The organism is Pelagibacterium lentulum (genome assembly GCF_003992625.1).
GTDB classification, from domain to species: domain Bacteria; phylum Pseudomonadota; class Alphaproteobacteria; order Rhizobiales; family Devosiaceae; genus Pelagibacterium; species Pelagibacterium lentulum.
Genome location: NZ_RZMW01000008.1, coordinates 18,077 through 37,854 on the forward strand (window position 1 = coordinate 18,077; position 19,778 = coordinate 37,854).

At 56.8% G+C, this 19,778-nt stretch carries 19 protein-coding genes and 1 pseudogene; 14 read left to right on the top strand and 6 right to left on the bottom strand.

Annotated features, from left to right (window positions below; translation table 11 throughout):
* The first annotated feature begins 160 nt into the window (after positions 1-160).
* The 7 genes from tatA to EO133_RS01870 all read left to right on the top strand — a co-directional run bounded on the left by tatA (position 161) and on the right by EO133_RS01870 (position 5,969).
* Entirely contained in the window at positions 161-391 is a 231-nt protein-coding gene (tatA, locus tag EO133_RS01840; RefSeq protein WP_127070975.1) for a twin-arginine translocase TatA/TatE family subunit, read from the top strand.
* 37 nt (positions 392-428) lie between these two features.
* Complete coding sequence (gene tatB / locus EO133_RS01845; protein ID WP_127070976.1) at positions 429-1,052, top strand: Sec-independent protein translocase protein TatB; 624 nt, start codon at positions 429-431, stop codon at positions 1,050-1,052.
* The gene (gene tatC, locus EO133_RS01850; RefSeq protein WP_127070977.1) at positions 1,049-1,885 is read left to right on the top strand and encodes a twin-arginine translocase subunit TatC; all 837 of its coding nucleotides are present in this window, start codon (positions 1,049-1,051) and stop codon (positions 1,883-1,885) included. The genes tatB and tatC overlap by 4 nt, the downstream gene beginning before the upstream one ends.
* A 52-nt stretch (positions 1,886-1,937) precedes the next feature.
* Positions 1,938-3,242, top strand: coding sequence for a serine--tRNA ligase (gene serS / locus EO133_RS01855; RefSeq protein WP_127070978.1), 1,305 nt, complete (start codon positions 1,938-1,940; stop codon positions 3,240-3,242).
* A gap of 19 nt (positions 3,243-3,261) precedes the next feature.
* A complete protein-coding gene (surE, locus tag EO133_RS01860; protein ID WP_164734841.1) occupies positions 3,262-4,047 on the top strand; it encodes a 5'/3'-nucleotidase SurE in 786 nt (261 codons plus the stop codon).
* Positions 4,044-4,706 (top strand): protein-L-isoaspartate(D-aspartate) O-methyltransferase, encoded by a 663-nt coding sequence (locus EO133_RS01865; RefSeq protein WP_127070980.1) that lies wholly within the window; start codon positions 4,044-4,046, stop codon positions 4,704-4,706. The genes surE and EO133_RS01865 overlap by 4 nt, the downstream gene beginning before the upstream one ends.
* A gap of 90 nt (positions 4,707-4,796) precedes the next feature.
* Complete coding sequence (locus tag EO133_RS01870; protein ID WP_127070981.1) at positions 4,797-5,969, top strand: M23 family metallopeptidase; 1,173 nt, start codon at positions 4,797-4,799, stop codon at positions 5,967-5,969.
* A 36-nt stretch (positions 5,970-6,005) separates the two neighbouring features.
* Here the strand turns inward: EO133_RS01870 and EO133_RS01875 are convergent, their stop codons facing one another.
* Entirely contained in the window at positions 6,006-6,884 is an 879-nt protein-coding gene (locus EO133_RS01875; protein WP_127070982.1) for an ATP-binding protein, read from the bottom strand.
* 166 nt (positions 6,885-7,050) lie between these two features.
* On the opposite strand from EO133_RS01875, the pseudogene yajC reads away from it, so the two are divergent.
* The 4 genes and pseudogenes from yajC to EO133_RS01895 all read left to right on the top strand — a co-directional run.
* Positions 7,051-7,383, top strand: a pseudogene (gene yajC, locus EO133_RS01880) (preprotein translocase subunit YajC); the annotation flags it as partial.
* A 294-nt stretch (positions 7,384-7,677) separates the two neighbouring features.
* Positions 7,678-10,218, top strand: a complete 2,541-nt coding sequence (gene secD / locus EO133_RS01885; protein WP_127070984.1) for a protein translocase subunit SecD — start codon at positions 7,678-7,680, stop codon at positions 10,216-10,218.
* A 3-nt stretch (positions 10,219-10,221) separates the two neighbouring features.
* Positions 10,222-10,617: an Mth938-like domain-containing protein gene (locus EO133_RS01890; protein ID WP_244640790.1), complete on the top strand. Its 396-nt coding sequence runs from the start codon at positions 10,222-10,224 to the stop codon at positions 10,615-10,617.
* A gap of 3 nt (positions 10,618-10,620) precedes the next feature.
* The gene (locus EO133_RS01895; RefSeq protein ID WP_127070985.1) at positions 10,621-11,502 is read left to right on the top strand and encodes a phytoene/squalene synthase family protein; all 882 of its coding nucleotides are present in this window, start codon (positions 10,621-10,623) and stop codon (positions 11,500-11,502) included.
* Here the strand turns inward: EO133_RS01895 and trmFO are convergent.
* Positions 11,459-12,856 (bottom strand): methylenetetrahydrofolate--tRNA-(uracil(54)-C(5))-methyltransferase (FADH(2)-oxidizing) TrmFO, encoded by a 1,398-nt coding sequence (gene trmFO / locus EO133_RS01900; protein WP_127070986.1) that lies wholly within the window; start codon positions 12,854-12,856, stop codon positions 11,459-11,461. The two genes, EO133_RS01895 and trmFO, sit on opposite strands and share 44 nt — an antisense overlap.
* A gap of 210 nt (positions 12,857-13,066) precedes the next feature.
* Positions 13,067-13,216 carry a DUF1127 domain-containing protein gene (locus EO133_RS01905; RefSeq protein WP_127070987.1) on the bottom strand — a complete coding sequence of 50 codons (150 nt, stop codon included), beginning with the start codon at positions 13,214-13,216 and terminating at the stop codon, positions 13,067-13,069.
* A gap of 152 nt (positions 13,217-13,368) precedes the next feature.
* Here EO133_RS01905 and EO133_RS01910 point away from each other — a divergent pair, with 152 nt between their 5' ends.
* Positions 13,369-14,019: a glutathione S-transferase family protein gene (locus tag EO133_RS01910; RefSeq protein WP_127070988.1), complete on the top strand. Its 651-nt coding sequence runs from the start codon at positions 13,369-13,371 to the stop codon at positions 14,017-14,019.
* A 201-nt stretch (positions 14,020-14,220) separates the two neighbouring features.
* On the opposite strand, the gene EO133_RS01915 is transcribed toward EO133_RS01910, so the two are convergent.
* From EO133_RS01915 to uvrA, 3 genes are all read right to left on the bottom strand, one after another.
* Positions 14,221-14,370 carry a DUF1127 domain-containing protein gene (locus tag EO133_RS01915; RefSeq protein ID WP_127070989.1) on the bottom strand — a complete coding sequence of 50 codons (150 nt, stop codon included), beginning with the start codon at positions 14,368-14,370 and terminating at the stop codon, positions 14,221-14,223.
* A gap of 242 nt (positions 14,371-14,612) precedes the next feature.
* Positions 14,613-14,777, bottom strand: a complete 165-nt coding sequence (locus EO133_RS20125; RefSeq protein ID WP_164734842.1) for a hypothetical protein — start codon at positions 14,775-14,777, stop codon at positions 14,613-14,615.
* Positions 14,778-14,913: 136 nt separating this feature from the next.
* Positions 14,914-17,808: an excinuclease ABC subunit UvrA gene (gene uvrA / locus EO133_RS01920; RefSeq protein WP_127070990.1), complete on the bottom strand. Its 2,895-nt coding sequence runs from the start codon at positions 17,806-17,808 to the stop codon at positions 14,914-14,916.
* 371 nt (positions 17,809-18,179) lie between these two features.
* Between uvrA and ssb the strand changes: the two genes are divergently transcribed.
* Together ssb and rocF are read left to right on the top strand one after the other, a co-directional pair.
* Positions 18,180-18,650, top strand: a complete 471-nt coding sequence (ssb, locus tag EO133_RS01925) for a single-stranded DNA-binding protein (RefSeq protein ID WP_127070991.1) — start codon at positions 18,180-18,182, stop codon at positions 18,648-18,650.
* Positions 18,651-18,842: 192 nt separating this feature from the next.
* Positions 18,843-19,772: an arginase gene (gene rocF, locus EO133_RS01930; protein WP_127070992.1), complete on the top strand. Its 930-nt coding sequence runs from the start codon at positions 18,843-18,845 to the stop codon at positions 19,770-19,772.
* Positions 19,773-19,778 lie beyond the last annotated feature (6 nt).

The window sequence follows — 19,778 nt, forward strand, 5'->3', positions numbered from 1 at the left end:
CTCTCATTCAACACGTTGGCCGGTGTGGCGTCCGGTCAATCGAAAACCGTTCTTCATCTGCGAGGGAATGAAACGCGGTTTGCGTCGTTATGGTTTTACCGTGCTTTTAGAGTTCAGGACGTGCAGTTGACGTTCTCGATAAAGCACCTAGGAGGTACACATGAATCCAGGTCCCTGGGGTCTTCTGATTATCGCTCTCGTTGTCCTGCTGTTGTTCGGACGCGGCAAGATTGCCAACATGATGGGTGAAGTGGCCAGCGGCATCAAAGCGTTCCGCAAAGGCATGTCAGAAGAAGAAAAGCCGGTCGCTGAAATCGATCAGGCGCCAAAGAGCGAGGCCGATACGACGCTCAATCAGGCCAAAGAAGTTGACCGCAGCAAAGACGCTTAAGTTCTGCTCTTTGTGACGGCGGTAAGGGAATAGCCATATGCTTGGCCTCGGCTGGAGCGAAATGCTTGTCATATCAGTGGTTGTGCTGATCGTGGTGGGTCCGAAGGACCTGCCAATGATGCTGCGCAACCTCGGACGCATGATGGGCAGCGTGCGCAAGATGAGTAATGAATTCAGGCGCGAGATCGACAAAGCGATTGCGCTGGACGAGGTGAAGGAAGCGAAAAAGGCCATCACCGACCCGTTGCGCCAGACCAGTGACGAAATCGCGCGCGAGTTCAATACGCTCAAGAACGGTAAGTACGAGCCAAGCGGCAAATTGAAACCGTCCGAGCCAGGCAAAGAAAGCGTCGCGGACGAAATTCGCAAGCAGGCGGGGTTGCCGGAAAAGAAGGCCGACATAACCCAATCGAAGGCTGCGGAGTCGATAAAGGAAAAAGTCCGGGCCCAACATGCGCGGCTTGAGGCGAAAAAGCAGGCCACGGCCGAAGCGGCGGAATCTGTCGAGGCAGCTCCAGCAAAAAAGGTAACCGCTGCAAAGCGTAAGCCGGCAGCGAAAGCCGCCGATGTCGCGACTGCAAAAGCGCCGCGCAAAAAGGCACCTGCAAAAAAGAAGGCTCCGGCAAAGGCCTCAGCCGAAGCAGGGAGCGGCGATCAATGAGTGCTGATACCGATCCCAAGACGCTTGGGAATGAAACGGATTCGGACGATGAACTCAAAGGCAGTGAAGCGCCGCTTGTCGAACATCTTGCCGAGTTGCGCAAACGCCTGATCTATACAGTGATCGCAATCGCGATCCTTTTTGTGGGCTGCTTCTTTTTCGCCGACCAGATCTACAATTTCCTTTTGGGGCCGTTTATCGCCGCTGCCGGTACGCCAGAAGCGGTTCGATTGATCTATACCGCACCGCAAGAATTTTTCTTCACAAAGCTCTCCGTGGCCTTGTTCGCTGCGATCTTTCTCGCCTTTCCGGTCATCGCGACGCAGATTTACGGGTTTGTTGCGCCGGGGCTGTACAAGAACGAGCGGATGGCATTTTTGCCCTATCTGATCGCGACCCCGATCTGTTTTCTGATTGGCGCTGGGGTTGTTTATTACGGGGTAATGCCGCTGGCTCTGGGCTTTTTCCTGGGCATGCAGCAGGTCGATCCCGGTGGCGTTTCCATTGAAATGGTCACGCGCGTTTCCGAATATCTCAGCCTGATCATGACTTTGCTGCTGGCCTTCGGTATCTGCTTTCAGATGCCGGTGATCCTGACGCTGCTTGCGCAGGTTGGGCTGATCGGGGAAGAGCACCTCAAGAAATGGCGCAAATATGCGATTGTCGCCGTTATCGCGCTGGCCGCATTCCTCACCCCACCGGACCCGATCTCCCAGATCGGTCTTGCACTGCCTTTGCTGCTGCTCTACGAACTCTCGATTATCGCTGTACGCCATGTCGAGAAACGGCGGCTTGCCAAGGAAGCTGCCCTTCAAAAAGACTTGGAATCCTGAGTTCCCTTAAAGGCCGCCAACCGGGCGGCCTTCAGTCTGACCGGATCGCATCATGTTCGATATCAAATGGATTGGCGCCAACAAGGACGCTTTTGACGCTGCGCTGAAAAAGCGCGGAATGGAACCGCAAGCCGCAAGGCTTGTCGCAATCGATGATGAACGCCGCTCCGTTGTCTCCGAACTCAATGCCATACAGGAAAAGCGCAATGCGTCGTCCAAGCTGATCGGGCAGGCCAAGGCGCAAAAGGATGAGGCACGCGCAGCAGAGTTGATGGCCGAGGTTGCGGGGCTCAAGGATAAGCTCACCGAACTCGATGCGCAGGAAAAGGTTCTGACCGAAAAGCTGCGCGCGGCATTGGCCGAATTGCCCAATATTCCGCATTCCGATGTGCCTCAGGGCGCGGATGAGGGTGACAATGTCGTCTATTTCCGTCCCAACGAGTCGGATGCCACCCGGCCTGCGAAGCCGAGTCTGCGCTTTGCGCCCAAGGAGCATTACGAGCTGGGCGAGGCCATGGGCGGCATGGATTTCGACACCGCCGCCAAACTTTCGGGCAGCCGTTTCGTGGTGCTCAAGGGGCAGATCGCGCGGCTGGAGCGCGCCATCGGGCAGTTCATGATCGATCTGCACACCAATGAGCATGGCTATCTGGAAGTGCAGCCGCCGCTGCTGGTGCGTGATGAGCCGATGTATGGCACGGGGCAACTGCCAAAGTTCGACGGCGATTTCTTTTTTGCGGGTCATGGCGATGGTCGCTTGGCGCTCATCCCGACCGCTGAAGTTCCGCTGACAAATCTCGTGCGCGAGTCGATTCTCTCGGAAGAAGAATTGCCCCTACGTTTTACCGCGCTGACGCCTTGTTTCCGTTCGGAAGCGGGGTCGGCGGGGCGTGACACGCGCGGGATGCTACGCCAGCATCAGTTCAACAAGGTCGAAATGGTTTCGATCACGACGCCTGAAACCTCGATTGATGAACATGAGCGGATGCTCGCTTGCGCGGAAGAAGTCCTCAAGCGCCTCGATATTCACTACCGTGTCATGACGCTGTGTACCGGGGACATGGGCTTTGGTGCGCAAAAGACTTACGACATCGAGGCGTGGCTGCCGGGGCAGAACACGTATCGCGAGATTTCGTCGGTATCGGTGTGCGGTGATTTCCAGGCCCGCCGGATGGATGCACGCTACCGCGATGCCAATGGCAAGCCGCAATTTGTGCATACACTCAATGGTTCGGGCGTTGCGGTTGGACGTGCGCTCATCGCAGTAATGGAAAATTACCAGAACGAAGACGGTTCTGTCACAATTCCGTCGGCGCTGGTTCCGTATATGGGTGGGATCGACCGAATCGGCGGCTAGACGGACAGGAGAATTTACAGTGCGCATCCTTTTGACCAATGACGACGGCGTGGATGCGCCGGGGCTGGCCGTCTTGCGCGAAATTGCGCATGTGCTTTCCGATGATGTCTGGGTCGTTGCTCCAGCGGCGAACCAGAGTGGCACCGGGCACCGGTTCACGTTCGGTTATGAAATCGAGCTTGACGAGCGCGAACGTCGGGTCTTCGCGCTCGATGGTACGCCCGCAGACTGCGTTGTTGCCGGATGCACCCATGTTCTGAGAGATAAAAAGCCCGATCTGGTGCTATCCGGCGTCAATCGCGGCCAGAATCTGGGCGATATCCTGCATTGCTCGGGAACCGCAGCAGGTGCGCGGGAAGGGGCGCTGCAGGGCGCAATTGGGATCGCGTTGAGCCAGGCAATGGATTACTCCATTGGCCATGACGAGATCAAATGGGATTGTGCTGTTGCGCATGGGGTGGAAACGGTACGCGCCATTCTGGAGTTGAAGGGGGCAGTAGATACCTATTTCAATGTCAATTTTCCCATGTGTACGCCTGAGCAGGTGAGCGGGATTCGCATGGTGCAACACCAGCGATTCGCTCATTCGCCGTTCGAGCTTTACCCCAGCGACAACGCAGGCAAACATTTCGTCACCATTCTGGAAACGCCGAAACCACTGGACCCGCGCGCGGATTTCCATATTCTGCATGAGGAAAATGCAATCACGGTGACGCCATTGCTTTTGCAGCAGACCAATCTTGAACTGCTTGAACGGTTCGATGGGCGATTGCCGTTCAACGGTATGGCGCGCGGGCAGGGATGATTGAAGGGGGCGAAGGCTACGACCTCATCGAAGCACGCGCCTCCCTGATTCTGCACCTGCGCCAGCGCGGGATTACCGATACCGACATCCTCAATGCTTTCGAGACGGTGCCGCACGAGGTTTTCGTGCCAGCTGGCTTTGAACAATACGCCTATCGCGAAGCATCACTGCCGATTGGGTGCGGGCAATCGATAACGTCCCCCACCATTCTAGCGGGCATGATTCATGTGCTGGCGCCACAGGGCGTCAACAAGGTACTCGAAATCGGCACCGGGTCGGGCTATTCGGCAGCGCTTCTGGCGCGGATGGCGAGACGGGTGTTTTCGCTGGAGCGGTATCGAGCTCTGGCCAGCACGGCTCAAGAACGCTGGAGCAGGATAGGGGCCAATACGATTGTGGGGCTTCATCAGGACGGGTTTATCGGATTGGTGCAGCAGGAGCCGTTCGATCGAATCTTTCTTACTGGCTCGGTGAGCGAAATCCCCGATACCGTCATTGACCAGTTGGCCGATGGCGGAGTCGCCGTAATGGCGCTGGGAGCGCCCAATGACAAGCAGGTCATCCTAAGGGTTGAAAGGGCCGATGACAGCTTTATTGAGACAGAATTCGGCAGTGTGCGGCTGGCGCCGTTAACCAAGGGCCGCTCTCGAACTTCATAGAAAACGCGCAATCGGTTGGGCTTTAAGGTCGTCTTTACCTTAACGAGTCTATCTTGATTTTATCGAGTAGTTGAGTTGACGAGCAGTCCCATGAGTTTCCGCGTATCTGGCCAAAGTCTTCGCAATGCCGCTTCCGGTATCGCCATGACCACAGCAGCACTAGTGCTTGCAGGGTGTGCCACTTTGGGCTCGCAGGGAAGCGATCCTACCATGACGAGTTCCACCAGCAATTCCGCAGGTGCAGCCTGGGGGCAGTCAATGCCTGCCTATGTGCCGCCTGCAAATATCGGTGGTGGAGCCAACGTTGCGTCCGCGCCTGGCATTATAGACCGGACGACGGCGCAGCCAATGGGAGCATCGTCCGGCGTCGTCACTCAGGACCTGCCTGCTCTTCAGTCATCGTCAGTAACGAGTACCCCTGCCATGCCCGCTCAAACAGCAGTAGCCTCTACGTCTCAGCAAGTTCCGGCCACCGTTCAGCAGCCCGCAACGACGTCCGCTCCAGTGCAGCAGACACCCCAACTCGCGGTGGTTGAGAATGATACTTACCGGCATACAATTGCTTCGGGTGAATCGCTTTATACCATCGCCCGCCGTTACGATGTCAGCGCAACGGACATCGTGAGCGCGAACAATCTGGATGCGCCCGATCGTATCCGGGTTGGTCAGCAGCTCATCATTCCAGGGCGTCCTGACTTGTTGGCCCAGCGTGGGCAGCAGAATCAGCAAGTTGCCTCCGTCGGCGGATCGCAAACGCTTACCACGCCGAATGGACAGGCCGCTACAACACCAACGCCGCCAGCCCAGCAGGCAGAGCAGCCTGCCCAGCCAGAGCCGACCCAGGTGGCCAGCGCGCCTTCACAAGAAGCGACGCCGGCAGCGAGCGCTTCGAGTTCGGGCGACAAGTTCCGCTGGCCGCTTTCCGGCCGTGTGATCACTGATTTCGCAGCGTCGCGCGGCACTGGCATCAATATCGAAGCGCCTGAGGGCACAACGGTTCGGGCCGCGGAAAATGGCGAAGTGATTTACGTCGGCAACGCTGTTGAGGGTTACGGCAATCTGATCTTGATCAAGCACGCAAACGGTTTTGTCTCGGCCTATGCGCACCTGCAGAATATGGGCGTGGTCAAGGGCGATCAGGTTACGCGTGGGGACGCAATCGGTACCGTTGGTATGACCGGATCGGTCAGCCGGCCGCAGTTGCACTTTGAACTGCGTCGTGGCGCGACCCCGATTGACCCGATGCCGCATCTGGCCGGTTAATCTCGGTCTGAGGAAAAAATTTGAAGGGCCGTCCGGTCAGACCGGGCGGCCTTTTTCGCCTGCGAGATGCCGGACGAACTGAATGGCAACACGCCCTGAGCGTGCGCCACGGGTTGCTGCCCACTCGATCGCTTTGGCGCGCAATTCATCCGGCGCAATTTCGATGCCATAATGGGCGACATAGCCATTGACCATTTCGAGGTAGGTGGGTTGGTCGCAGTTGTGAAAGCCGAGCCAGAGGCCAAAGCGGTCCGAAAGGGACACTTTTTCCTCGACAGCTTCGCCTGGATTGATGGCTGTGGCCCGCTCGTTGTCAATCATGTCCCGTGGCATCAAGTGCCGACGGTTCGAGGTTGCATAGAAGACCGTGTTGGCCGGGCGGCCCTCAAGGCCGCCATCAAGGACCGATTTCAAGGCCTTATAAGTCGATTCGTCCCGGTCGAAGCTGAGATCGTCGCAATAGATGATAAAGCGTTCGGCACGGTCGACTACGAAACGGAGCAGGGCAGGAAGCGACGCGATGTCCTCCCGGCTGATCTCGATCAGAATCAATCTGCCGATTCCAGCTTCATCGAGATTTTCGATATGGGCGTGGATTGCCTTGACCATAGAGCTTTTGCCCATACCGCGCGCGCCCCAGAGCAAGGCATTGTTGGCACCGTGGCCTCGCGCGAATGCAAGCGTGTTGTCGAGCAGAATCTTTCTTAGATTGTCGACACCCAGCAATAGCTCCAGTGGAACCCGGTTGACCTTGCGAACGGGCAAAAGTGCCTGATTTTGGCCATCCCAGAGGTATGCGTTAACGCCATCAATCAATTCCGGTAGCGTACGGTGAATGCCCGCAACAGAATCGAGCGACTGGGAAATCTTTTCAAGCGTGGCAAGAAGAGAGGTGAACGTCTGGGTTTGATCCACTTTGGAAAGGCTCCGTATTCGGCCCGATAGGCTTTGCGTTTGTAAAGGGTGGCTTGTATAGTCCGCGCGATTTTTAGGGGGCTTTTAGGCTACCCGAATTCACAAACGCCCTTATATGGGGCATTCCGATATGCTTTGACAAGCAGACCGCAAGGAGTCGTTTTTAATGTTTGTTACGCCCGCTTATGCGCAAGGAGCAGCAGGCCCTTCGGGTATGGACTTCGTTTCCAGCTTCATACCCATCATCCTGTTGATCGCCATTTTCTGGTTTCTGATCTTTCGGCCGCAGCAAAAGCGCATGAAGGCGCATAACGCCATGCTTGCCGCGGTCAAGCGCGGTGATACGATTGTGACCAATGGCGGCATTGTCGGCAAGGTGACCAAGGCTGTAGAGAACGAGGACCTTGAAGTTGAAATTGCTGCGGGCATGAAGGTAAAGGTCGTGCGGAGCATGATCGCAGACGTTCGGTCCAAGACCGAGCCTGTCAACGACAACAAGGCAGTCGAGACCAAGTCGGCCAACACCAAGTCCTCCAAGGCCAAGGGCGGTCGCGGCAGAGCAGCAAAAGCAGCGCCTGCCGAAACCGATACCGCTGCCCCGGAAGCAGATTCTGTAGAAGCTGAAGCAACCGAGACCGGTGCCGAGAAGGAAACCAAATAGGACCAGCCTTTGAGGACAGTTCCTCAGATGTGCCACGGTCAGCCCGTATAGTGCGGCAATTGAACCACCCAGCACTTGTGCGGCGGCGTGTATGATGCGTTGCCGCGCAAGCGTTCTCAGGACAGTTAAACTATGAAATTCAATCCCATCCGGTCAGCAATTATCGTTCTTGTTGCGGTCGCAAGCATCTTCATGGTGTTGCCGAACTTCTTCTCCGACGAGGACGTCGCCGGATGGCCAGATCTTCTGCCCAAGCAGAAAATCGTACTCGGACTTGACCTGCAAGGCGGCTCGCATCTGCTGCTTCAGGTCAATCGGAGCGATATTATCGAGGGGCGACTTGGGGATATTCGCCGCGACGCGCGCTCGATTCTCATCGGTGAGGGTATCGGCAGCCTGATCACGACGCAGGGTGCCAACCTCACTATTGAAATTACGGACCCAGAGCAGCTAGAAGCTGCTCGCGAAGCGCTGCGCCCACTTGAGCTTATGCTTGAAGGGCCGATGTTCCAGGTGTCGTCGACGCCGGAAACAATTATCGACATTGTAGGCTCGAACCGGATTCGGATCACGTTGACCGACGAGGCGATTGCCGAACGTATGTCCGCACTGGTGGCGCAATCGGTCGAAGTCATTCGCAATCGTATTGACGAACTGGGCACAACCGAGCCCGTTATTCAGCGCCAGGGGCAAGATCGCGTTCTGGTGCAGGTTCCGGGTTTTGACGATTCCGAACGCCTCAAGGACCTTATTTCCCAGACCGCGCGTCTAACCTTCCACATGGTTTATCCTGCCATGACGGCAGAACAGGCGCGAGCACAGGGACTGCCCGCCGGCACCATGATCATGCCATCTGCGGACGGGATGGATGAACTGCTTTATGAAGACATCAGCCTTGGCGGCGAGCAACTCACCGATGCCCAACCGGCATTCGATGATCGCAATCGTTCGGTCGTGACCTTCCGTTTCAACACCCAGGGCGCCATCACCTTCGGCGAAATCACGTCCCAGAATGTGGGGCGCCGGTTTGCGATCGTGCTCGATGGGCAGGTGATCACTGCGCCGGTAATCCAGCAGCCGATTACTGGCGGATCGGGTCAGATTTCGGGCAATTTCACGCCGGAATCCGCCAGCGACCTTGCAGTTCTTCTGCGCGCCGGCGCTCTGCCTGCGACGCTGGATGTCGTGGAGGAACGCACCGTTGGGCCGAGCCTTGGCGCGGACTCCATCGAAGCGGGTCTGACCGCCGGTTTGATCGGCACGGTGGGCGTGGCAATCTTCATGCTCGTGACCTATGGCGTGTTCGGCATATTTGCCGTAATCGCTCTGGCACTCAATGTCGGCATGATCCTGGCCGCGCTATCGACGCTGGGCGCAACCCTGACTTTGCCGGGCATTGCAGGGATCGTCTTGACCGTCGGCATGGCCGTTGACGCCAATGTGCTTATTTTCGAGCGCATACGCGAGGAATTTGCTGCGGGCCGAACGCCCTACCAGTCGCTGGAGGCTGGTTTCAAACGCGCCATGACAACGATTATTGACGCGAACGTCACGACATTGATTGCCGCTGTAGTTCTGTTCTTTTTGGGTTCGGGACCAGTGCAGGGCTTTGCCGTAACGCTGGCACTCGGCGTTCTGAGCACTATGTTCACTGCCTATCTGGTCACCCAATTGCTGGTTGGCTACTGGTTCCAGTGGCAGCGCCCCAAGACACTCAAAGTCAACCTGCTGTCTTTCATTCCACTTGAACCCAAGATTCCGTTCATGAACTGGCGCAAGGCCGGATTCATCTTCTCGCTGGTGCTTTTGATCGGCACGGTAGGACTGGAACTGACGCGCGGGCTGAATCTCGGGATCGACTTTACTGGCGGCAGCGCCATCGAATTGCAGGCGCTGGAAGGCGACGCCGATATCGGTGATCTCAGAACCCGCCTTGGCGCACTCGGTATCGGCGCCGTCCAGGTGCAGGAGTTCGGCACGCCGCGGGACGTTTTGGTGCGCATAGGTATGCAGGACGGCGATGAGTCAGCGCAACAGGTGGCCGTATCGCAGGTGTTTGCCGAAGTATCGGAAGACTATGAAGTGCGACGTACGGAAGCTGTCTCCGGCACCGTGTCCAACGAACTGGCGATGAACGGGATCATTGGCGTTATCGCTGCCATGATCTGTATCGTAATCTATGTGTGGATCCGATTTGAGTGGCAGTTCAGTGTCGGTGCTATTCTTGCGCTCGTCCACGATGTCATAATGACCGTCGGCCTTTTTGCCTTGCTGCAAGTGGAGTTTAACCTTTCAAGTATCGCGGCGGTTCTCACCGTTATTGGTTACTCACTCAACGATACGGTGGTGATTTACGATCGGATTCGAGAGAACATGATGAAATACAAGCGCATATCGCTTGCTGAAATCATCAATCTTTCGCTCAACCAGACCCTGGCCCGCACCATCATCACCGGCGGAACAACCGCGATGGCGCTATTGGCACTGGTCTTTTTCGGTGGCGAGGTGATCCGCAGCTTCACCATTGCCATGGCGTGGGGCGTTTTCGTTGGTACTTATTCCTCGATCTTCGTTTCGGCGCCAATCCTGCTTTATCTTGGTATCAAGACGCGCGGTGAAGCGGAGGCCGAACAAGCCAAGCCGGAAAAGCGGACCGACGGCGCAGCGGTGTAGCCTTTGGTTGAGCACTGGGAAGCAGGCAAGGGGCATTATCCTTACCAGGTGGCTATCGACGCCTATGGCAGTGGTGGCTTCCGGTTTGCCGAGATGTCGCATCGCGGCTCGGTACTTTGCTTGCCGGGCGGCATGTATGCTTGGGATGTGACCGAAGCGGCGGGTGTCACGCTGGAAAGCCTCATGCGTGTGCTTGAGGCGTCCGATATTGACGTTCTGCTGATCGGTATGGGCAACGATATTGTGGCGCTTGATCCTGAGATACGAGCCGCTTTTCGGGACAAGGGCATTATTGTCGAGGCGGTATCTACCGGCAGCGCGGTACGTACATACAACGTGCTGATGAATGAGCGGCGCGCCGTGGCTGCAGCTCTGATTGCCGTCGAAAAGGCCCGCTGAGCGATGGAACAATCGGGCAGTTTTGCGCTTGCGGCCAATGAGTTGCGTGCGCTTGATCATGAGCGTTACCTTGCGAGCCTGATGCTTCCGGCAGATCGGCGCGGTGCAGCGCAGGCCATTTTGGCTTTTGCCTCCGAAGTTGCTGCGGTCCGTGAACGCGTGTCGGAGCCGTCCACCGGCGAAATCCGGTTGCAATGGTGGATTGATGCGCTCGAAGGGCAGGGCCACGGTGCGGTGCGCAGCAATCCTGTGGCCGACGCTCTGTTTCAAACGCTTGACCGCCATGACTTGCCAACTGGTCCGCTAGTGCGATTGCTGGCGGCGCGCCGGTTCGATCTCTATAACGATCCGATGATCGATCTTTCCCAGTTTGAAGGCTATTCCGGGGAGACGGTTTCGATCCTTTTCCAGTATATGGCGATGATCCTTAACCGTGAAGCAGCCGACCAGTCGGGGGATGCGGCTGGGCATCTAGGCGTTGCGCTGGCGCTTGCGGGACATCTGCGCGCGTTCGGTTACAATGCCGCGCGGGGACAATTATTCTTGCCACTCTCGGTTTTTACTGCTCATGGCGTGCGTGAGCGTGAGATATATGCCGGAAAGCCGTCCGAAGCGCTCGATGCCAGCCTGATGCAAATCAGCGAGCTTTGCGCCGAGCATCACGCCAAGGCACAGGCTGCCATCGCTGCGTTGCCGCAAGACATCCGCCCGGCCTTTGCAAGCATTGCGCTTTTGCCCCATGCCATGGCACAGCATGGCGCTCTTAAGGGCGAGGCCGCATTTCAACCAACGCGAACCGCCTCACCCTTCGCTCAGTTGCTACGCATGATGTGGTGGTCGATCAAGCAGGGCCGACACGTGTCAACCAGGCGTCCAGATCTTTGAGGGCGCGTGTGGTTATTGTCTTTTTCTTCGCTTTCGCTTTTTCCGGCCCGCGCCAACGACCCTTGAGACCTTCGGGCTTGGTTATCGCTACCGGTGGAAACAACCCGAAATTGACGTTCATGGGCTGGAAGCTACGGGCACCTGAATAGGCTTCGGCTTCGAGGTGGCCTCCGGTGATGTGCTGGATCAAGGCGCCAAAAGCGGTCGTGACCGGCGGCGTCTCCAGCGTTTCACCTTTGGCCTTTGCTGCCGCGAAACGACCGGCTATAAGCCCCATTGCGGCGCTTTCCACATAGCCTTCAACGCCCGTTACCTGACCCGCAAACCGCAAGCGCGGATCGGCCTTGAGGGTGAGGTCGGCATTCAGCACTTTGGGGGAGTTGAGGAATGTGTTGCGATGCAGACCGCCAAGACGCGCGAACTGGGCACTTTCCAGCCCTGGGATCATGCGGAAGATTTCAGTTTGGACCCCGTAGCGCATTTTGGTCTGAAAGCCGACCATATTCCAGAGCGTGCCCAGCGCATTGTCCTGCCGCAATTGCACAATTGCATAGGGCTTGGTTTCGGGATCGCGGGGATTGGTCAGGCCAACCGGCTTCATCGGGCCGTGGCGCAGGGTTTCGCGACCGCGCTCGGCCATGACTTCGATTGGCAGGCAGCCATCGAAATAGGGTACTTTTTCCCAGTCCTTAAACTGATGCAGCGGCGCGTCGAGCAGTGCATCGATGAAACGGTTATATTGCTCTTCGTTCATCGGGCAGTTGAGGTAATCTGCGCCAGTGCCAGCCGGGCCGGGTTTGTCGTAGCGCGACTGCGCCCAGACAATATCCATATCGATGCTATCGGAATGGATGATCGGGGCGATGGCATCGAAAAAGGCTAACGAGTCTTCGCCGGTTAGCTCTTGAATTGCTGTGGCAAGCGCGGAGGATGTCAGGGGGCCGGTGGCGACGATCACGTTCTCCCAATCGGCGGGGGGCAGGCCCGCGACTTCTTCGCGCGCGATGCCGATGTTGGGATGGCTCTCGATTGCCTTGGTTACGGCTTGGGAGAAGCCATCGCGATCGACGGCCAGGGCGCCGCCGGCAGGTAGGGCATGCTCGTCGGCGCAGCGCATGATGATCGAACCGGATCGGCGCATTTCTTCATGCAGCAGACCGACGGCATTGTGCTCATGATCGTCGGAGCGGAAGCTGTTGGAACAGACGAGTTCAGCCAATCCATCTGTATGGTGCGCATCTGTTGGCTGGACAGGGCGCATTTCGTGAAGAACCACCTCTACGCCCGCTTGTGCGGCCTGCCAGGCCGCTTCCGATCCGGCAAGGCCGCCGCCGATTACATGCACCACACTCATAAGTTGTTCCGCTGTTCTGTTTGGTTCGCATGGCTATAAACGAAAATCGCCAGGCAATCCAAGATCGCCACGCGCTTCGTTTGATCACACTTGGGAAAATGCGGGGATATGTGCAGCCGCGGGTTCGTGGCGGCAGGGCTATGGACATGAAAAAAAGGCACCCTTGGATCGGGTGCCTTTCAGAACTTTGATGCCGCGGTCAGGTCGTTATTAGATCGAGCTTGCATGATCGCGGGCAATGCGCTGGATGTCGCTGCGGGCGATGCCGAGGTCGCTCAGTTCACGATTGCCGAGTGCATTGAGTTCACGCACGGTCTGCTGATAGGCTGACCATTTCTTGAAAGTCTTGCGAAGGTTCATATTCTCTCTCCTTTGTCTTCGACGCTCCTGATATAAGACAGAGCCGCTGTGTTGAGCAGTGGCATTTTCTTCAACGCCGATTTGCGGAAATCGCATGACTGGCAACGTTTTGAGTAGTGTTTTGTTAAGATTTAAGGGTTTGGACGCACAGTATGAGTAAGGTGGTGCTCTGGGGCAGGGCAAGTTCAGCCAATGTTCAAAAGGCGGTCTGGGCGCTGGAAGAAACCGGCACAACCTTCATCCGCACGGATGTAGCAGGCCGATTCGGTGGAACCGATACGCCCGAATTCATTGCCATGAACCCCAATAGGCTTGTGCCTGTGCTGACGCATGGCGACCTTACGATGTGGGAAAGCCATGCTATCGTCCGCTACGTGGCGGCGCAGTTCGGGACGGACACGCTTTGGCCCAATGAACCGGCTGAACGGGCGATTATCGATCAGTGGACGGACTGGACGGCGACTACATTTCAGCCTGCCTGGCTCCGGCTTTTCTGGACATTGGTCCGAACGCCCGAGGCTCAGCGTGACGCCGCGGCAATCGATGCTGCGCTCGAGGCGAGCGTTAGGGCGATGCGTATCATGGATGCGCAATTGCAAAAGACAGCCTATCTGGCAGGAGACGATTTCAGCTATGCCGACATCGTAGCTGGCGCCTCGCTTTATCGCTGGTTCACAATGGAGATCGAGCGGCCATCGATGTCCGGTGTCGAGGCTTGGCATGAAAGGCTCAAACAGCGGCCTGGCTTTATAAAGGGGGTTTGCGTATCTTACGATGAGCTTGTCGGGCGATTAGCGTTTTAGAGCCGTTCAGGTTTTGATGGAATCAAAACCCGGCTCTAAGTCCTTGTTTTGTCGCGTATCCGAATCGCAAAACCGTTTGCGCTCTCGGATCAAGTCTAAAGGCATGCTTTTGCTGGACACGCACCAGAATGCCAGAATCAAAAAAGGCATCCCTAGATGGATGCCTTTTTTCGTGCTCGGACTTTGGAGGTCGTCTCGAACTTAAAGCTGGTTTGCATGATCGCGAGCGATGCGTTCGATATCGCCGCGGGAAATGCCGAGGTCGTTCAGTTCGCGGTTGCCCAGTGCATTGAGTTCACGAACTGTCTGCTGGTAAGCGGACCACTTCTTAAGCGTCTTGCGGATACCCATTTGAATTCTCCTTTCGTTTCGATGCGCTCTATGTAGGTCGCGAAAGACGACTTGGCTACTAGGGTTTTGTTCAATCCCGATATGCGCTTTTCGCATGGGTAGGAATTGGGTAACATTTGGCCTGGGCCAGGTCAGCGCTTCTTTCAATCGCCGACCTGTTCCAACCATTTGTTTTATCGCAAATCTTTTGGAAATCCGGTTCCCACTTTTCGCTGAAGCGAGCCTTGTGGTCAGGACTTGCTTTAGTCCTGCCGGTCGAAAAGGCTGCGGGTCATTCTGTGAAAATCACAGGATGGAATGCCAAGATCGTTGGTATCACGCTTACCCAATATATTGATCCTGCGCAGGTTGCGCGGCTGGTTGTGGTGCAGGCTAGTTGCAGTGTTCCAGACGATGCGTATGAACATGGAGGTCTCCAAATGCTCATTGAACGACACGCAGGATAATCTAGAATCGAGACACTTTGTTATCGGAACAATGCAAAACGCCCATGCAAGCAATGCATGGGCGTTTCATCATAATAACACAATGGGGGCGACGGCCCTATTGAGCTGCGGTTCTGACAGACAGCGGGCGGCGTTCCATGATTTCCCTGAGGAAACGACCGGTATGGGACCGCGGGTTCTCCGCAACCTCTTCAGGTGTTCCGACCGCGACGATCTCACCGCCGCCATCGCCACCCTCCGGCCCCAGATCGATGATCCAGTCTGCGGTCTTTATAACTTCCAGATTATGCTCGATGACAATGATGGTATTGCCGGACTCAACGAGTTCCTGCAGAACCTCGAGCAGCTTGGCCACGTCATGGAAATGCAGGCCAGTTGTCGGCTCGTCGAGAACGTAAAGTGTTCGACCGGTTGCGCGCTTGGACAATTCCTTGGCCAATTTAACGCGCTGGGCCTCGCCACCGGAAAGTGTGGTGGCCTGTTGCCCGATCTTCACATAGCCCAATCCCACACGCTGGAGCGTAACCAATTTGTCGCGGATGACAGGGACGGCCGAGAAGAACTCAACGCCCTCATCCACGGTCAATTCAAGAACATCAGAAATCGACTTTCCCTTGAATTGAACTTCGAGGGTTTCGCGATTGTAGCGGTGCCCTTTGCAAACGTCACATGTTACATAGACATCTGGCAGGAAGTGCATTTCGATCTTGATGACGCCATCGCCCTGACAGGCCTCACAGCGGCCGCCCTTGACGTTGAACGAGAACCGGCCCGGCGCATAGCCACGGGCCTTTGCCTCCGGCATGTTGGCGAACCACTCGCGAATATGGGTGAATGCACCGGTATAGGTTGCCGGATTGGAGCGGGGTGTGCGCCCGATAGGGCTCTGGTCGATATCGATGACCTTGTCGAGAAATTCCAGCCCGGTCAGGCTTTCATGCGGGGCGGGATGAACGCGCGCGCCGTTGAGCCTCCGCGCGATAGCCCGATAGAGCGTATCCACGGTCAGGGTTGATTTGCCGCCACCGGAAACGCCAGTGATGGCCACGAACATGCCCAGAGGTATATCGACGGAAACATTTTTGAGATTGTTGCCCGTAGCACCGGTCAGCGACAGCTTGCGGCCCTTTTTGGCCTTGCGACGTTCTGTGGGTACGGGAATACCCATCCGGCCGGATAGATACTGCCCGGTAAGGCTGTCGGGATGATCGATAATGTCGCCTGGCGCGCCTTGCGCAACGATCTGACCGCCATGCACGCCAGCACCGGGGCCGATATCGAGCACATGGTCTGCGGTAAGGATCGCATCCTCATCGTGTTCGACGACAATCACGGTATTGCCGAGGTCACGCAGGCGGCGCAGGGTATCGAGCAATCGCGCGTTATCGCGCTGATGCAGGCCGATCGAAGGCTCATCAAGAACGTAAAGCACGCCGGTCAGGCCCGAACCGATCTGGCTGGCAAGGCGGATTCGCTGGCTTTCACCACCGGAAAGCGAACCCGAATTGCGCGAAAGCGTCAGATACTCGAGTCCGACATCGTTGAGAAACGCCAGTCGTTCGCGGATTTCTTTGAGTACACGTTCGCCGATGGCCCGCTGGGTTTCGTTGAGATTGTCAGGCAGGGCCTCGAACCATTCGGCAGCAGCGCGGATAGATAATTCTGCCACCTGGCCAATATGGCTACCGTTGATTTTGACTGCCAACGCCTCAGGCTTTAGGCGATAGCCGTTGCAGGCCGGGCAGGGCGCAGCCGACATATAGCGCTCGATATCCTCACGTGCGGCCGAGCTTTCGGTTTCCCGATAACGGCGCTCAAGATTGCCGATCACACCTTCAAACGGCTTTTTTGTCGAATATTTGCGCAGGCCGTCATCATAGACGAACTCGATTGCTGTCTTGTCCGTGCCATAAAGAACGCCGTGCTGAACCTCGAAGGGCAAATCCTGCCAGGCGGTGCCCGTCGACGCCTTGAAGTGCCGGGTCACGGCCTGCAGGGTCTGCATGTAATAGGGCGAAGACGTTTTCGACCAAGGCGCAATTGCCCCATCGCGCAGAGACAAGCTCGGGTCGGGAACAACAAGATCGGCGTCGATCTTGGCTTCAGTGCCCAGGCCCGAGCAGACCGGACAGGCGCCGAACGGATTGTTAAAGGAAAACAGCCGTGGCTCGATTTCGGCTATGGTGAACCCGGAAACCGGGCAGGCGAATTTCTCCGAAAAGGTCAGACGTTCGGGCAGGCCTTTCTCATCCTTCCGATCGGCGTATTCGGCAATGGCAATGCCATCGGCAAGCCGTAACGCGGTTTCAAAGCTCTCTGCAAGGCGCGAAGATATGTCGGCATTGACCACGACACGATCCACGACCACTTCGATATCATGCTTGAGTTTCTTGTCGAGTGCAGGCGCCTCTTCAATCTCGTAGAACTCGCCATCAATCTTGACGCGCTGAAAGCCCTTTTTCATCAGCTCCGCGAGTTCCTTGCGGTATTCGCCCTTGCGGCCGCGAACGATGGGCGCCAGCAGGTAAAGCCGAGTGCCTTCTTCCAGATCGAGTATCTTGTCGACCATCTGGGAAACGGTCTGACTCTCGATGGGCAGGCCCGTTGCTGGCGAATAAGGAATGCCCACACGCGCAAAGAGCAAGCGGAGATAGTCGTAAATCTCGGTAACGGTGCCGACGGTCGAGCGTGGGTTGCGCGAGGTGGTTTTCTGCTCAATGGAAATGGCGGGTGAAAGCCCGTCGATCTGCTCGACGTCGGGCTTTTGCATCATCTCAAGGAATTGACGCGCGTAGGCCGAAAGGCTTTCGACATAGCGGCGCTGGCCTTCGGCATAGATCGTATCGAAGGCAAGCGAGGATTTGCCAGAACCAGACAGCCCCGTCATCACGATCAGTTTGTCGCGTGGCAAGCGCACGTCGACATTCTTGAGATTGTGCTCCTTGGCACCACGAATGACGATGTCTTTGTTGGGATTGGAAATATCCGCCATAGATCGGTCCAAGGAAGTTGCGCCCCTAAAAGGAGACGATGAAAACATTCAAACAAGAAAACGCCGCAGCGACGTGCCCGGTTCACATAAGCATATCGACTGTTGATCGCAAGGCTACCGTAGCGTGTGGAACATATTAGGAACAAATTGCAGGCCGTCAAGCATCAATGTTCAATGTGACATCACCCTGCTGACAGATATTGACAGGAGGCAAAATGGAGGAACAAATAAAGAACGCGCATGCTTCTGCCGTTTTGCCGATTAGATGTGCAAATCGTCATCGGCCGATGCCAAAGGCCGTTTAACTGCCCTATAGTGCGCGCATGTGACTGGCCGGGTTATCCGGCGGACAAGAGACAAGGAAAATTCAAATGTCGGGAAGTGTGAACAAGGTCATTCTGGTTGGCAATCTGGGTGCGGACCCGGAAGTCCGTTCACTGCCCAGCGGGGGCATGGTCGCCAATCTGCGCATCGCGACGTCCGAGCGCTGGCGGGATCGCAATACGGGCGAACAGCGGGAGCGCACCGAATGGCATCGGGTCGTCATTTTCAGCGAAGGACTGGCAAAGGTCGCGCAGAATTACCTCAAGAAGGGGTCCAAGGTTTATATCGAGGGCCAATTGCAGACGCGCAAATGGGAAAAGGACGGCCAGGATCAATATACGACCGAGATCGTGCTCCAGGGCTTCAATTCCAACCTGACAATGCTCGATGCCCGCGGCGAAGGCGGCGGAGACTCCATGGGTGGCGGGTATGGCGGGCAGCGCCAGACGGAAAATCGCAGACCGTCCAGCGCCCCGGCTTTCGAGCCGGGCGGCATGGATGACGATATTCCGTTCTGATTTTTGTCCGGAACATTTCCAAATGCGAGGGCGGTACCACGGGCCGCCCTTTTTCTTGCCGGTACATCGCATAAACGCGGGCCGATTAAAATGAAGGCGCTGATTTTGCGGTTAGCGGAGTAAAAAATTCTCTTTTCAGAGCTGATTTGCTGGTTCATTCTGCGCAGAGCAGCATAGCAAAGGGAGTGCAGCATGCCGCAGCGGAAAGGCCAGTCCATTGCCTTGATCGGGGCGCCTATCGAAGAGGGGGCCGGACGTCAGGGCTGCTCAATGGGGCCCAAGGCATTGCGTGTTGCCGGCATTCAAGATGCTTTGACGGCGTTGGGGCATGACGTTGCTGACAACGGTGATGTCTCGCCGCGCGCTGTCGAGATCGCTTTTGACGGTACAGCGAATAACCCGGAAATCGTTACCGGCTTTGCCCGGGAAATCGCGAAGGCCGGAGAAACGGCGCTCAATGACGGCTATACGGCGGTCTATCTTGGTGGGGACCATGCGCTGTCATTCGGTTCGGTTGCGGCTGCATTGCGGCGGGCCGATGCGCTTAGGCGCGCGTTGCATGTTCTTTGGCTGGATGCGCATGCGGATTTCAATACGCCGCAAACGTCGGCTTCCGGCAATATGCACGGTATGCCGGCAGCGTTTTTCTGCGGCGAGCCGGGGTTTGGCGAAATGCTGGAATGCCCCAAACTGCCCGCGGCCCGTTATCATCTCGTGGGCGCGCGTTCCATCGACCCGGCGGAAGTGGTGCTGCTCGAAGAGCGCGGCGCCGACGTCAACGACATGGGTGAGATCGACGATAAGGGCATAGGGGCCGTCATGCGCCGCATTCTCGGTGAGGTCGAGCGCGATGATGCTCTTTTGCATGTGAGCTTCGATATAGATTTCGTCGATCCCGATACCGCACCAGGCGTCGGGACAACGGTGCCGGGCGGTGCAACATTTCGCGAAGCGCATCTGGCGATGGAAATGATCGGGAAAACCGGAAGGATGATCAGCCTAGATCTTGTGGAGTTGAATCCGTTTCTCGACGATCGGGGCAAGAGCGCAAGACTGATGGTGGAACTTGCGGCCAGCGCCTTCGGGCGCCGCATATTCGATCGGCCGACCCAGGCGGCCTAGGGAGAA

Coding starts and splice junctions, on each gene's coding strand:
- tatA (WP_127070975.1), top strand. CDS start 161: ATGAATCCAGGTCCCTGGGGTCTTCTGATTATCGCTCTCGTTGTCCTG.
- tatB (WP_127070976.1), top strand. CDS start 429: ATGCTTGGCCTCGGCTGGAGCGAAATGCTTGTCATATCAGTGGTTGTG.
- tatC (WP_127070977.1), top strand. CDS start 1,049: ATGAGTGCTGATACCGATCCCAAGACGCTTGGGAATGAAACGGATTCG.
- serS (WP_127070978.1), top strand. CDS start 1,938: ATGTTCGATATCAAATGGATTGGCGCCAACAAGGACGCTTTTGACGCT.
- EO133_RS01865 (WP_127070980.1), top strand. CDS start 4,044: ATGATTGAAGGGGGCGAAGGCTACGACCTCATCGAAGCACGCGCCTCC.
- EO133_RS01870 (WP_127070981.1), top strand. CDS start 4,797: ATGAGTTTCCGCGTATCTGGCCAAAGTCTTCGCAATGCCGCTTCCGGT.
- secD (WP_127070984.1), top strand. CDS start 7,678: ATGAAATTCAATCCCATCCGGTCAGCAATTATCGTTCTTGTTGCGGTC.
- EO133_RS01895 (WP_127070985.1), top strand. CDS start 10,621: ATGGAACAATCGGGCAGTTTTGCGCTTGCGGCCAATGAGTTGCGTGCG.
- trmFO (WP_127070986.1), bottom strand. CDS start 12,856: ATGAGTGTGGTGCATGTAATCGGCGGCGGCCTTGCCGGATCGGAAGCG.
- EO133_RS01905 (WP_127070987.1), bottom strand. CDS start 13,216: ATGAACCTTCGCAAGACTTTCAAGAAATGGTCAGCCTATCAGCAGACC.
- EO133_RS01910 (WP_127070988.1), top strand. CDS start 13,369: ATGAGTAAGGTGGTGCTCTGGGGCAGGGCAAGTTCAGCCAATGTTCAA.
- EO133_RS01915 (WP_127070989.1), bottom strand. CDS start 14,370: ATGGGTATCCGCAAGACGCTTAAGAAGTGGTCCGCTTACCAGCAGACA.
- EO133_RS20125 (WP_164734842.1), bottom strand. CDS start 14,777: ATGTTCATACGCATCGTCTGGAACACTGCAACTAGCCTGCACCACAAC.
- uvrA (WP_127070990.1), bottom strand. CDS start 17,808: ATGGCGGATATTTCCAATCCCAACAAAGACATCGTCATTCGTGGTGCC.
- ssb (WP_127070991.1), top strand. CDS start 18,180: ATGTCGGGAAGTGTGAACAAGGTCATTCTGGTTGGCAATCTGGGTGCG.
- rocF (WP_127070992.1), top strand. CDS start 18,843: ATGCCGCAGCGGAAAGGCCAGTCCATTGCCTTGATCGGGGCGCCTATC.